The organism is Arthrobacter sp. MMS24-S77 (genome assembly GCF_054888235.1).
On sequence record NZ_JBTZRN010000001.1, the window covers coordinates 556,581 to 569,192 of the forward strand.

Consider the following 12,612-nt stretch of genomic DNA (forward strand, 5'->3'; position numbering starts at 1 on the left):
TAGGCCCAACTAAATCGCAGTAGGTGTCGTTTTGAGCCGTCTAAACGACAACAAATGCGAGCTAGTTGGGGGCAGCTGGCTGGGACGTGTGGCTACGAGGTGCGGCCGACGCCGATGAAGGAGAGTCCCGTGGTGGGCAGCGGCTTGAAGCCCGAGAGCTTCTTTTCGTCCCAGGCGCTGGGGAGCTGGCGGTGGAAGAGCGGGTACAGCGGGACTTCATCGGAGACGAGGTCCACAATTTGGCCCGTGATCTTCTTGGCATCAGCGGGCGCGGCTTGCGAGCCCTTGTCCATCAGTTCCTGCAGCGTCGCACTTTCCGGAGTGGTCCAGTAGGCGCGCTTGGTCATCCAGGTGGCGCCCGAGTAGAACCAGCTCAGGAGCAGGTCTGCGTCGTTGCCGAAGACGGAAGGATCTCCCGGGGCCGCCACCACGGAGAAGTCGGCCTTGCCGACCCTGTCGGAGTACAGCGCGCCGGACTGCAGGTTCTTTGCGGTGACCTTGACGCCCGGGATCTTGTTCCAGGACTCCAGCATCAGTGGGGCAACGTCCTTGACCCACGCGGTGTCCGTGGTGAGCAGTTCGAATTCGAGGTTGCTCACGCCGGCCTGCTTGAGGAGGTCAGCGGCCTTCTGGGGATCGTAGCCGTAGACGTTCTTGGCCTTGACGTAGTCCGGGTGGCCCTCCTGGAAGTACGACGAAGCGGCCTTGGCATTGCCGAACAGGGCCTTCTTGATGATGGCGTCCTTGTCCAGTCCGTAGTGGAGTGCCTGGCGGACCAGCTTGTTGTTGAAGGGCGCCTTCGCGCAGTTGAACATCAGGAACAGGAGCCCGAAGGACTGCACGGATTCAACCCGAGCCTTGGACTTGAGTCCGTCCATGTCCAAATAGGGGACGTCTTCGATCGCCTGGACTCGGCCCGACTGTACCGCGGTGACGCGGGCGGCGGCGTCCGAGAGCAACAGCCAGGTCATGCCCTTGGCGAGTGCCGGCTTGGGGCCGTTGTAGTCGGCGAATGCTTCGAAGACGATTTTGTCGTCCTTGACGGCCGAGATCAGCTTGTAGGGGCCGGAGCCGACCGGCTTGGCATCGAAGCCCTTCTGATCAGTAGAAGCCAGTGCCTTCGGAACCACCTTCACCACGGAGATTCGCGGTCCGAAACCCGGGAAGGGGTACTTCAGGGAGAACTCGACCGTCTTGGCATCAAGAGCCTTGACGTCCTTGATGAATGGAATGAACTGGGAGAACAAGGACTTGTTGGCCGGGTCCATCACGCGGGTGAAGGAATAGGCCACATCTTCCGTGGTGACGGGGGAGCCGTTGTGGAACTTGGCTCCGTCGCGGATGGTCACCTGGTACGTGGTGTCGTTGATCTTCTTAGGGTCGCTGGCGGCGAGTGCGTTGTAGGGCTCGCGGGTGGCCGGGTGGAGTTCCACGAGGCCTTCGAAGACGTGCAGGTTGGCGGCCAGGGGCGTGGCACCGGAGGAGGTCAGCGGGTCGAAACCCGTGGACAGGGCATAGGAGATGCCCGCCTCGATGGTGAGGTCCTTGTTGACGGCGGCGGTGTTGCTCGCTCCGCCCGTGGTGGTGGCGGCGGGACCACCACATGCCGACAGGGTTGCGGTGAACGCTGCCGCAGCGCCCACCGCTCCGCTCAGCTTGAGGAAGTTGCGTCGGCTGGCATCGTTGGCCAGCGGCAGTTTGTTAATCGTGTTGCGCATAGGATGCCTCACCATTCAAGTTTTCTGGTTATCGGATGTAGGACATCCGATGCTCGTAAAGAAACTGTAAGGGCGGTCACATGGAGTCGTCAAGCGAGATGTGGATCACTGGTGGCCGCGTCGGCGGCTGAGGTGCTGTCGGCGGAGGGCTGCGGCGCCGTCTACCTTGGGGCCGCAGTCAAAAATCGAGGGCAAACATCTATCAAGGAGATGGGACATCCGATATTGTATGTTGCGAAGCACCGCATTCTCGGTGGGCGCTAGGCTCACCTCAACGTTAACACCGCACTGATTCCTTGTCCCGGTTCCTGAAAGGGGGCCGGCCAGGGATGAGTACTTTTTTGCAAGGAGAGCCATGACCACTTCCGGTGTCGTTCCGCAGGCGCGGTTCAGCGCACAGGCCCGGCTCAGGGCACTGCAAGCGGACATTATGGAATTGATCCTCGAACGCGAGCTCGAGGCGGGCGATCCTTTGCCCACGGAAAACGAACTCTCCGTGGCGTTGGGGGTAGGACGAAACACCCTGCGCGAATCCCTGAAAGTGCTGCAAGCACTGGGCGTCATTGAGATTCGCCACGGCTTTGGCATGTTCGTCGCCCCCAGCAACTTCGAGGCGCTCGCTGACGGCCTGACGTTCCGGGGCCGCTTATCGCTGCGCCACCAGGGCCTTGAGGCGCTGCAGCTCGTCGATGTACGCCAGGCCCTCGAATCAGGGCTGATCGGCTCGTCCATGGACGTGATGACCACCGAACAGCTCGCCTTGATCGAAGAAGCCGTCAAGCAGATGGAAGAGCTCGCGCAAGCCGGGGAGAATTTCGTAGCCGCCGACGCCGAGTTCCACCGCCGACTGTTCGAACCGCTGAACAACGAGCTCCTGATCAACCTTATGGGCGTCTTCTGGAAGGTCTACCGGAAGATCCACGTGGAAATCGGCTCCGCCAACGAAGACCTTGTGGCCACCGCGGCGATGCACCGAAACATCTATGCCGCCGTCGCGACGGGAGACAAGACCGCTGCCGCCGAACTACTCAACCGCCACTTCGACGGGATCCGTCGCCGCATCAGCGAGGCCGTCGCCGCCTAAGGCTGAGCGTCCAACGCAAGGGCCGCCGTCGTACTTTTTCATGAAGTACGACGGCGGCCCTTGGCTTTTGTGTGCGTTTCGCTGGAGGCCTGCTCCTTCCTGACCTTCTTTGGTTTGGGAAAGCGTTTGCGACACGGCGAGTCGCGTCATTTGGTGGCCGTGGCGCGGCAAAGAGGGTCAGGAAGGCGCGCGCAACCGCGGAGCAGAAAGCCGCAACTGAAACACGCCCGGAATTTAACAAAAAAGACCCGCACCGGAGTCGGTGCGGGTCTTCATTTTGTGCGCCCAAAGGGATTCGAACCCCTGACCTTCTGTTCCGTAGACAGACGCTCTATCCAGCTGAGCTATGGGCGCATCTTGGTGATTCTCGGGAGTTTCAAACTCGTTCCCCCCTCGAACCTCAATAAACTTTACGCGAGAACCCCGCCCGTGCCAAATCGACGCGATGTAATCTACCTAACTAGACCGGTCTATGTGACCTTAGTCACTAAATTTGGCGAATCGCTGACGCGAATCCTTGATTTTTAGCGGTTTTGCTCCGAAATGGTCAAGAGATCCCATGTCCGAACCCAGATTGGTCTACTCCGCGACCCCTAGCATTTAGGACACACCACTGAACCCGAGGAAGGGAACCACGATGGGCGATCTGGCGCGACTGCCGCTGCTTGAGAAGGCACCTACTACGCATGCACGCCTGTTGGCCTGGGTCGAGGAAGTAGCCGAGCTGACACAGCCGGACCGCATCCACTGGGTTGACGGCAGCGAAGCGGAAAACAAGAAGCTGACCGACGAACTCGTCGCGGCCGGCACACTGAAGAGGCTGAACCAGGAGACATTCCCCAACTCCTTCGCCGCATTCTCCGATCCTGCGGATGTTGCCCGTGTCGAAGAGCAGACCTTCATCTGCTCCGAGAACGAGCGCGATGCCGGCTTCACCAACAACTGGATGGCCCCGGCCGAGATGAAGCAGAAGCTGCGCGGACTGTTCGCCGGCTCGATGCGTGGCCGCACAATGTACGTCATTCCGTTCGTCATGGGCCACCTGGATGCCGAGGACCCCAAGTTCGGCGTCGAGATCACCGACTCCGCCTACGTTGTTGCCTCGATGCGCATCATGGCCCGCATCGGCACCGACGTCCTGGAACGCATCACCCAGACCGACGCGTTCTTCGTCCCCGCACTCCACTCCCTGGGCGCGCCGCTGGAAGCCGGCCAGGCAGATGTTGCGTGGCCTTGCAACCCGGACAAGTGGATCGTGCACTTCCCGGAAGAGCGCTCCATCTGGTCCTTCGGCTCCGGCTACGGCGGCAATGCCCTCCTCGGCAAGAAGTGCTACGCCTTGCGCATCGCGTCCGTCATGGCCCGCGACGAAGGCTGGCTGGCCGAGCACATGCTCATCCTGAAGCTGACTTCGCCTGAGCAGAAGACCTACTACATCTCTGCAGCGTTCCCTTCTGCCTGCGGCAAGACCAACCTGGCCCTTCTGGACCCCACCATCAAGGGCTGGAAGGTCGAGACCCTCGGCGACGACATCACCTGGATGCGCTTTGGCAAGGAAGGCGAGCTCCGCGCCGTCAACCCCGAGGCCGGCCTGTTCGGCGTCGCTCCCGGCACTGGCTGGGGCACCAACCCCAACGCCATGCGCGCCATCGCCAAGGGCAACAGCATCTTCACCAACGTTGCGCTGACCGACGACGGCGGAGTCTGGTGGGAGGGCATGACGGAAGAAACTCCGGCGCACCTGACCGACTGGCAGGGAAACTCCTGGACACCTGACTCCGACAAGCCCGCGGCACACCCGAACTCCCGCTTCTGCACCCCGATCGACCAGATCGACATGCTGGCCGAAGAATACTTCAGCCCCGACGGCGTGGAACTCTCCGCGATCCTGTTCGGCGGACGCCGCAAGACCACCATCCCGCTGGTCACCGAGGCCCGCGACTGGTCCAACGGTATCTTCATGGGTTCCACCTTGTCCTCCGAGACCACCGCTGCTGCGGCCGGTGCCGTCGGCGTCGTACGTCGCGACCCCATGGCCATGCTGCCGTTCATCGGCTACGACGCAGGTGACTACCTGAACCACTGGGTGAACCTTTCCGCCAAGGCGAACCCGGAGCGACTGCCCAAGATCTTCCTGGTCAACTGGTTCCGCCGCACCGCCGAGGGTGGCTTCGCATGGCCCGGCTTCGGTGACAATGCCCGCGTCCTGAAGTGGGCCATCGAGCGACTTGAAGGCAAGGCCGACGCTGTCGAGACTCCCATCGGATTCGTGCCGACCGGTGAGTCCATCGATCTCGAAGGCCTGGACATGACTCCTGCCGAGGTGGAAGCCGCAGTCCGCGTCGACCCCGCCGAGTGGGAAACCGAACTGGCATCGATCGAGGAATGGTACGCAAAGTTCGGCGGTTCCCTGCCGGCTGCGCTGTTGTCCGAACTCGCAGGCCTTAAGGCCCGCCTGGCCTAGACCACCAGGTCCCGCTTACGTACGACGGCGGTCCGGCACCTTGCGCTCCTTGCGCTCAAGGTGCGGGACCGCCGTCGTCGTTTCCTCGGCATTGTGCCGGGCATAAGGCGAGAGTAGGTTTTAGAGAACCAGCAGTTCTCTAACTTTCCGGGACCGGGCCATGGACGATGCCCAGCAGCACACCAAAAGAGTCCACTCTGCCATCAGGACGGCGCTGCCCGGCATCCTGTTGGTGATGTTCCTCGGAGCGCTGGACCAAACTGTCATGGCCTCGGCCCTGCCGACCGTCGCGGGGGACTTGGGCGGCCTGGATCAGATGTCCACGATCATCACTGGCTATCTTGTCGCCGCGACGGCGGCCATGCCCCTTACTGGCAAACTCGGCGACGCTTTCGGGCGCAAACGCATCCTGCAGGCCTCGCTCATTTTCTTCATCATCGGCGCGGGACTGTGCTCGCTAGCGCAGTCCGTGCCGCAGCTCATCGCTTTCCGCGCGATTCAGGGTATCGGTGGCGGAGGGCTCATGATCGGTGCGCAGTCGGTCATCGGCGAGCTTGTCAGTCCCCGCGAGCGCGGCAGGCTTCTGGGCATCATCGGCGCAGCCTTCGTCATGGCCGCGGTGGCCGGACCTTTGGCAGGCGGAGCGGTGGTGGACCATTTTTCCTGGCGCTGGATTTTCTACTTCTATGTTCCGCTCGGCTTGGCTGCCCTTGCCGTGGTGACACTGACGTTGCGTCTTCCGCCTACTCCGCGCGGACGACGCGTGGACTACGGAGGCGCGGCCTTACTGGGCCTTGCCATCGTCTCGGTGATCTTCCTCTCCAGCGGCGGAAGCTACGCCGAGCCGGTTTGGGTGGCGCCGGTCCTCGGGGCTGTGGCTCTAGTGGCACTGGCCGCTTGGCTGCTCAGGGCGCGCCGCACGGCTGATCCGATCATCCCCTTGTCCCTGTTCCGGGACCCTGCCTTTGCCATACCGACCGCGGTGAGTTTCCTGGTCGGCTTTGCGATGTTCGCCACGCTGAATTACCTTCCGGCCTTCTTGCAAGTGGGGATGGGCATGTCAGCAACGGCTTCGGGCGGCATGCTGATTGCGTTGATGGTTGGATTTCTGCTCACGACGTCGGGATCCGGGGCGCTGATCACCCTCACCGGACGCTACAAGCTGTATCCGGTGGCCGGGACGCTGCTTGCGGTTCCCGGAGTCTGGCTTTTCAGCACCATGGACTCGGGTAGCAGCCCTTGGCTCGTCCTGCTCTCAATGCTGCTTCTTGGGCTGGGAATTGGGCTCGTCATGCAGGTCATGGTGCTGGTGGTGCAGAATTCCGTGGAGCGCCGGGACCTTGGTGCTGCGACGTCCACGGTGACCTTTCTTCGCCAGGTGGGTGCCGCCGTCGGCGTTGCTGTTTTGGGTTCCCTGATCACGGCGCGATTTGCCGCGGGGGTCCCGGCCCCGCTGGCCGCCGCTTTGGGCGACCGGATTAATCCTTGACGCCCAAGGCCCTGGAAGCGCTGCCAGCCGCGGACCGCATCGCGGTTGCCCAAGCGTTCGGCCATGCGCTTCCGCCGGTTTTCGGTTTTGCCGCCGTGGTGCTGGCCGTGGCCTTCGTTTTGACGCTCTTCCTCCCAGCGCGGGAGCTGCGGACCACCGCGCACTCCGATACCGCGCACTCGGACGTCGCGCCCTCCGACGTCGCGATCCCTCAAGCTTCCGACCCTGCCGACAGCACCGCCCGAGGAGCCCAAGATGACTGAGAAAACCGCAGCCCCTCTGGCCGATTTCGGCGCGGGAGACATCGCCGTGGCGGGCGGCAAGGGCGCCGCTTTGGGGGAGCTTGTGCGCCAAGGGTTTCCGGTACCGCCGGGCTTCATCATCACCACGGGCGCGTATTTGTCCTTCCTGGCGGAAATGAAAGTGGGGGTGGAACTGGATAGCCTGCTGTCCAGGGAGCCCGGTGGAGCGCCCGACGGTGAAGCGCCCGACGCCGGTGATGGAACCGGCGGCGCCGCTATCCGGGCCCTCTTTGCCGGGGCGGAAATGCCCGGTTCGCTGCGGCAGGAGATCCTCGACGCCTATGCGAAGCTGGGCGGCGGAGCTGTCGCAGTCCGGTCCAGTGCCACGGCGGAGGACCTGCCGGATGCCGCGTTCGCCGGCCAACAGGATACTTACCTCAACGTGCTCGGCGAGGACGACGTGGTCCAGGCGGTCGTCGGCTGTTGGGCGTCGTTGTGGACGGACCGGGCCATGGCCTACCGCCTCCGGCAGGGGATCGACCCGCACGATGTGGCCATCGCCGTCGTCGTACAAAAAATGGTGCCAGCCGCCACGGCGGGTGTCATGTTTACCGCGAACCCGGTCACGGGCGAGCGCGATGAAATGGTGGTGGACGCAAACCCCGGGCTGGGGGAGGCCGTGGTTTCGGGGCGGGTGACGCCGGAGCACTACGTCCTGGACCGTTGGGGAAAGGTTCTTGGCTTCACACCGGGAGGCCGCGAAGTGGTGATCAGCGCGGCAGCGGGCGGCGGTACGCGGGAAAGGGCCGGTACACCGGGTGCCAAGCCTGGGCTCGTCGCGGGGCAATTGGCGGAGCTGGCCCGGCTGGGACAGGAAGCCCAGCAGCATTTCGGCCGGCCACAGGACATCGAGTGGGCGGTGGCCGGGGGCTTGCTGTACGTGCTGCAGTCGCGGCCGATCACCGCCCTTCCGCCGCAACCGCCTGGCCTCAATGCGGTCCAACGGCGGGTGGGGCCGTTCTTCATCGAGATGTTCCAGGAACGGCCGTATCCGTTGGACGTCTCGGGGTGGATGAGCAGGGGAATCCTGGCCATGTTGCAGGGGATGGCCGGGAGCGTGGGCGTGGTCTTCCCGAAGGTTGAGGAGCTGTTGCCGGAAGAGGACGGCGTGGTGGTGCAGCTCATCCCGCCGGTGCCGCGCCCGACCCTCCGGACGCTTGCCGCACCCGTGTCTTTGTTGCGCCGCTCGAGGCAATTCAAGCCCGGCGCGTGGACCCGGGATCCGCGCTTCGCCCTGTTCCTTGGCGATGTCGAACGACTCAACGGCAAGGATCTCGCTCCGCTGCGATGGCGCGAAGTCATCGCATTTGTGGAGGAATGCTTCGCGACGATGCGGGGTATCACGGACTTGCGGGTCTCCTACCTGCCGGAATTCTCGTCCCGGTGCTGAAGATGCGCCTTATGCTTGTGTTCCTCGGCAAGCTCAGGCTTGCACCTGCGTTGATCGCGGGGGCGGAAACCCGGACAAGCCAAGCGAATCGGGCACTTGAACGGCTCGCTTCCCTTGCGGCACAGGACCCCGGCTTGTCTCGTGCCTTTCTCGAAGCAGACCCGCGCCGGCTGCTGGACCTCGTGGAAAAGGATCCCGAGCATCGTGCTTTCAGGGAGGCCTTCGAGGCGTTTCAACTCGAATATGGCCACCGGGAAACCACCAGCGTTGTCCTGAGCAGTTCGCCCACCTGGTCCGATGCCCCCGAAGTGGTTCTGGGGCTGGTGAAGGCCCTGTCCGGAGAGCGGCGTCAAACGGCCGACCAGACCGGGACGGCGCTTGCAGAATTGAAACGTCACCCTGCACTCAGGTTCGAACCGGTGCGGCGGAGGGTGCTCGCCGCCGTGGAGGCTGTTCGAGCCGGAATGGCATTCCGCGAGGATAGCCACTTCTACGCCACCAAAGTCATCCCGCCGATCCGCCGCGCCTACCGGGAGCTCGGCCGCAGGCTCGTGCTGGCCGGAGTGATCGACGAACCCGACGACATCTATCACCTGAGGTTCGAGGAATTGGAGTCCATCACGGACGCGGACGACGACGGCGCGCTGCCGCCTTCCCTGCGGGATCGTTACCGGCCGCTGGTGTTGGCGCGAGCGGCGAAACGGCGGGAACTCGAAGGTATTCCGCTGCTTGATCCGGCTTTGCTCTTTGGCCGAGACCACCGCGGTCAGGGTCACCTTCGTCGAGGTCACCTTGGTCGGGGCCGCCGCGTGGTTGGGGCCCTTGTCTCCGGTACTCCGGCCAGCCGCGGCCAAGCAAGCGGGATTGTCCGTGTGATCCGTGGGCCGGCCGAGTTCGGCCAGCTCCGCAGCGGTGAAATCCTGGTCTGCCCTTATACCAACCCTTCGTGGACGCCGTTATTCCAACGGGCTGCCGCAGTTGTAGTGGACGCCGGTGGACTCGGCTCCCATGCGGCGATCGTGGCGAGGGAATACGGAATTCCGGCAGTCATGGGTACCGGTTCGGGAACCAGCATCTTGGCCGCAGGGCAGCGGGTACTCGTGGACGGAAATCGGGGAGTGGTCCTGCCGGCCGCTTCGGCGGGGAGTGCTTGACATGGCGGAGCAGCAGGACCACCGCAAGCTTCCGCGCCGGCGCGGAGCTGCCCTGAACAGCGCAATTTTCGAAGCTGTCCGGGCCGAGATCGCCGAATCCGGGTACGCCGCGTTGACCATGGACAGCGTCGCCGAGCGCGCCAGGGCGAGCAAAGCCTCGCTTTACCGCCGGTGGCCCGGGCGCGCGGCGTTGGTGCTTGAGACAGCCTACGATGCCATGCCCAGTCCGTCGTCCACGCCGGATACAGGTAGCCTGCGCGAGGATGCCCTGGCGATCCTGCGGCTTGTGGCCCACCAACTGGAAGGAACAGTGGGGCAAGCCATGCGTGGGCTATTGGGGGAGGCACTCCAGAACCCAGCGGTGGCTGCTGAAGTCCACGAATACACGCGTGGCAACGTAGGAAAGATCATGCGCGCCATCATTGAGCAGGCAGCGGCGCGCGGCGAATGCGATCCCAGTGTGGCCACGGAGACAAGAATCGAGGCCGGCCCCGCCTTGCTGCGTCAGCGTTTCATCTTCTCGGGAGCACCGATCGATGACGATTTCCTGGTGAAGGTGGTGGACGAGGTGATGCTGCCACTGCTGATGGTCAGGCCGACGGGGGCGGTCGCCAGCCCGCCGGGGCAGCCCAACTAACTCGCAGTTGTTGTCGTTATGCGGCCTCTAAACGACGTCTACTGCTTGGGCCCACGCCGCCAGGGTTCCCTGGCCGTGGGGACTTGCGAGGCGAGGGCGTCGGTGGGGACTAGTTGGCTAGCCAGATGTCCGGTCCGAAGACTTCGTAATGAATCTTCGTGGCGGGGATTCCGGCGTTGATGGCCTCGTTGCGGATGTGCTTCATGAACGGCAGCGGCCCGCACAGGTACAGCGAAGCGTCGGCCGGCAGGTCCACTTCGCGCAGTGACATGAAGCCCGCGTTGGACCCGGGCTGCGGTTCCTCCAGCCAGAGCTGGAGTTCCGCTGCGCTCAAGCGCTCGACGTCGTCCGTCATCTGACCACGTAACGCCCAGCTTTCCAGGTTGCTCTCCGCGTGCAGGACCAAGACCTGGCGGTCCGAGCCGGAATCTGCGAGCGAGCGCAGGATGGAAGCCGTGGGCGTGCAACCGATGCCGGCCGAGGCGAGGATCACGGGACCGTCGCCATCCTTCAGCGTGATCTCGCCGTAGGGGTTGGAGATCTCCAGGACATCGCCGACCTCCACGGTGTGGTGCAGCACGGGCGAGACCTCGCCGCCGTCGTCGATCTTGGTTGTGAAGCTCCGCTGGGCGCCTGCGCCGCCGGAAAGCGAGTATTGCCGGACCTGGCGCAGGCTGTCCGGGAGCGTGACTTTGACGCTGATGTACTGACCGGGTAGTGCTTCGGTGATGGGGGTATCATCGGCCGGGTCCAAGGTGAAGGTCATGGATCCAGTCCCTGCAGGAGACTTGGACACGACCTTCCACCGGCTCCACATCTTGCCATTGGCCTGCTCTGCGTACAGCCCCTTTTCCATTTTGATCAGTGCGTCCGCCATGAGCCAGTAGACCTCTGTCCAGGCTTCGGCAATTTCCGGCGTGATGACTTCGGCCAGGTCCTCTGCGATGGCGGCGAAAAGGTGCTCGTAGACCACGTGGTACTGCGGCTCGGTGATGCCGAGTGAAGCGTGGCGATGCGCGATACGGGACAGCACTGTTTCCGGCAGGGTTCCCGGGTTACTGACCAGGTGGCTTGCGAAGGCGGCGATGCTTCCGGCCAGGGCCTGCTGCTGGGTGCCCGAGCGTTGGTTCGAACGGCTGAATAGTCCATCAAGCAGTTCCGGGTGCGCAGCGAAGAGCCGGTCGTAGAACTTGGGGGTGATGTCGCCAATCCGGGAGCCGACCAATGGCAATGTGGCCTCGATGATGGGGAAAGACTTGTCCGAGAGCATAGGAATTCCTGTCGTAGTGGCCCGTGTGTTGCGCAGGGACCGGGTTCAATACTTGTATTCGAAATGCAAGTATCTATAGCTAATTTCTACACGCCGTAGAAGGATTTGGCTAATCGACCAGGCTGGAGACGCGTGGGCGTTTCCGCAGGGCCCTACAGTCCGGGGCGCAACCCGATCGCCTGGAATACCGGCGTCATTTGCCTGAGGCGAGGCAGGGAAGAGACGACGACGTCGTCCAGCTCCCGGTAGAAGGCTTCCCGCGCGCGGGCCAGGGCATGGCGCAAGCCGCATTCGGTGATGAGCGGGCAGTCTCCGTGGGCGGATTGGCACTCCGCGGGATCCGGCCTGGTATTCAGCTCCCGCAGGAGCTGGCCCACTGTGGCTTTCTGTCCGGCCGCGCTGAGCCGGGATCCGCCATTGCGGCCGCGCTCGACGTCGATCAGGCCCAGTTCCCGCAGCCGAACGATGGCCTTGCTGACGTGGTGGTAGGGAGTCCCCACGGCGTCTGCGATGTTTTGGGTCGTCAGGAGTTCACCTGCGGGCGCGGACGACAGAACCAGGAGCGCACGCAGGCTCACATCCGCGAAGGCATTGATCTTCATGCCAATAAGCTTACGGAGTCAGGTCTAGTCCACCCAGACAGCACGTTCATGTCCATCCGCTTCCGCAGTTCCGAACGTGAAGCCTTCGGCTGTCTGGACATATGGGACCACGGCCGCCATTAGCCCGCCGCTGCGATGTTCAGCCGCGGCGTGGATCCCGTCTGAGCTGTGTTCCGGAAGGATCACATCGCTGGCGATGGCAACCGCGCGGTATCCGTCACGGCCTTGGCGGAGCAATTCGAGGATGTCGGCCAGCATCGTCTCTGTGTCGACGTTTCCTTCGTCGTCCGGCTCGCCGGGTGTGACGAAGACGAGCCGGAGCTCGTCGTCGTCCGCAAGGGTGACTGCGAAGGGCATGAAACCACCGTTTTGCTCCAGGTGTTCCTGGGCTGTTGCCAGGGCGGTTCCAAGGGTTTCACGGACTTCGCGGAGTTCGAGTTCCTCAGTACTTTCAAGGCCGTTAACCTGGGAGTTCATGCTGTCCATATTGCTCGTCGCGATG

At 63.4% G+C, this 12,612-nt stretch carries 11 protein-coding genes and 1 tRNA gene; 7 read left to right on the top strand and 5 right to left on the bottom strand.

Annotation, left to right across the window (positions count from 1 at the left end):
• Positions 1–92: 92 nt before the first annotated feature.
• Entirely contained in the window at positions 93–1,733 is a 1,641-nt protein-coding gene (locus ACX5I4_RS02620) for an ABC transporter substrate-binding protein (protein ID WP_461835274.1), read from the bottom strand.
• Between the two features lie 340 nt (positions 1,734–2,073).
• On the opposite strand from ACX5I4_RS02620, the gene ACX5I4_RS02625 reads away from it, so the two are divergent.
• Positions 2,074–2,802, top strand: coding sequence for a FadR/GntR family transcriptional regulator (locus ACX5I4_RS02625; protein WP_461835275.1), 729 nt, complete (start codon positions 2,074–2,076; stop codon positions 2,800–2,802).
• A 280-nt stretch (positions 2,803–3,082) separates the two neighbouring features.
• Here ACX5I4_RS02625 and ACX5I4_RS02630 read toward each other — a convergent pair.
• Positions 3,083–3,156: transfer RNA gene (locus ACX5I4_RS02630), tRNA-Arg, on the bottom strand.
• A 283-nt stretch (positions 3,157–3,439) separates the two neighbouring features.
• Between ACX5I4_RS02630 and ACX5I4_RS02635 the strand changes: the two genes are divergently transcribed.
• The 6 genes from ACX5I4_RS02635 (at position 3,440) to ACX5I4_RS02660 (ending at position 10,238) form a co-directional block, all read left to right on the top strand.
• Positions 3,440–5,266: a phosphoenolpyruvate carboxykinase (GTP) gene (locus tag ACX5I4_RS02635; RefSeq protein ID WP_461835276.1), complete on the top strand. Its 1,827-nt coding sequence runs from the start codon at positions 3,440–3,442 to the stop codon at positions 5,264–5,266.
• A 160-nt stretch (positions 5,267–5,426) separates the two neighbouring features.
• Positions 5,427–6,755 carry an MFS transporter gene (locus ACX5I4_RS02640; RefSeq protein ID WP_461835277.1) on the top strand — a complete coding sequence of 443 codons (1,329 nt, stop codon included), beginning with the start codon at positions 5,427–5,429 and terminating at the stop codon, positions 6,753–6,755.
• On the top strand, positions 6,752–7,018 hold the full coding sequence (locus tag ACX5I4_RS02645) for a hypothetical protein (protein WP_461835278.1): 267 nt from the start codon (positions 6,752–6,754) through the stop codon (positions 7,016–7,018). Before ACX5I4_RS02640 ends, ACX5I4_RS02645 begins: the two co-directional genes overlap by 4 nt.
• Entirely contained in the window at positions 7,011–8,447 is a 1,437-nt protein-coding gene (locus ACX5I4_RS02650) for a PEP/pyruvate-binding domain-containing protein (RefSeq protein WP_461835279.1), read from the top strand. The genes ACX5I4_RS02645 and ACX5I4_RS02650 overlap by 8 nt, the downstream gene beginning before the upstream one ends.
• Positions 8,448–8,449: 2 nt before the next feature.
• The gene (locus ACX5I4_RS02655; RefSeq protein WP_461838629.1) at positions 8,450–9,601 is read left to right on the top strand and encodes a PEP-utilizing enzyme; all 1,152 of its coding nucleotides are present in this window, start codon (positions 8,450–8,452) and stop codon (positions 9,599–9,601) included.
• 1 nt (position 9,602) lies between these two features.
• Positions 9,603–10,238, top strand: a complete 636-nt coding sequence (locus ACX5I4_RS02660; RefSeq protein WP_461835280.1) for a TetR/AcrR family transcriptional regulator — start codon at positions 9,603–9,605, stop codon at positions 10,236–10,238.
• A 109-nt stretch (positions 10,239–10,347) separates the two neighbouring features.
• On the opposite strand, the gene ACX5I4_RS02665 is transcribed toward ACX5I4_RS02660, so the two are convergent.
• The 3 genes from ACX5I4_RS02665 to ACX5I4_RS02675 form a co-directional block, all read right to left on the bottom strand.
• Positions 10,348–11,508, bottom strand: a complete 1,161-nt coding sequence (locus ACX5I4_RS02665; RefSeq protein WP_461835281.1) for a globin domain-containing protein — start codon at positions 11,506–11,508, stop codon at positions 10,348–10,350.
• 152 nt (positions 11,509–11,660) lie between these two features.
• A complete protein-coding gene (locus tag ACX5I4_RS02670) occupies positions 11,661–12,110 on the bottom strand; it encodes an RrF2 family transcriptional regulator (protein WP_461835282.1) in 450 nt (149 codons plus the stop codon).
• Positions 12,111–12,134: 24 nt separating this feature from the next.
• A complete protein-coding gene (locus ACX5I4_RS02675) occupies positions 12,135–12,587 on the bottom strand; it encodes a hypothetical protein (protein WP_461835283.1) in 453 nt (150 codons plus the stop codon).
• Between the last annotated feature and the right edge of the window lie 25 nt (positions 12,588–12,612).

Coding starts and splice junctions, on each gene's coding strand:
- ACX5I4_RS02650 (WP_461835279.1), top strand. CDS start 7,011: ATGACTGAGAAAACCGCAGCCCCTCTGGCCGATTTCGGCGCGGGAGAC.
- ACX5I4_RS02655 (WP_461838629.1), top strand. CDS start 8,450: ATGCGCCTTATGCTTGTGTTCCTCGGCAAGCTCAGGCTTGCACCTGCG.
- ACX5I4_RS02635 (WP_461835276.1), top strand. CDS start 3,440: ATGGGCGATCTGGCGCGACTGCCGCTGCTTGAGAAGGCACCTACTACG.
- ACX5I4_RS02665 (WP_461835281.1), bottom strand. CDS start 11,508: ATGCTCTCGGACAAGTCTTTCCCCATCATCGAGGCCACATTGCCATTG.
- ACX5I4_RS02670 (WP_461835282.1), bottom strand. CDS start 12,110: ATGAAGATCAATGCCTTCGCGGATGTGAGCCTGCGTGCGCTCCTGGTT.
- ACX5I4_RS02620 (WP_461835274.1), bottom strand. CDS start 1,733: ATGGTGAGGCATCCTATGCGCAACACGATTAACAAACTGCCGCTGGCC.
- ACX5I4_RS02640 (WP_461835277.1), top strand. CDS start 5,427: ATGGACGATGCCCAGCAGCACACCAAAAGAGTCCACTCTGCCATCAGG.
- ACX5I4_RS02625 (WP_461835275.1), top strand. CDS start 2,074: ATGACCACTTCCGGTGTCGTTCCGCAGGCGCGGTTCAGCGCACAGGCC.
- ACX5I4_RS02660 (WP_461835280.1), top strand. CDS start 9,603: ATGGCGGAGCAGCAGGACCACCGCAAGCTTCCGCGCCGGCGCGGAGCT.
- ACX5I4_RS02675 (WP_461835283.1), bottom strand. CDS start 12,587: ATGAACTCCCAGGTTAACGGCCTTGAAAGTACTGAGGAACTCGAACTC.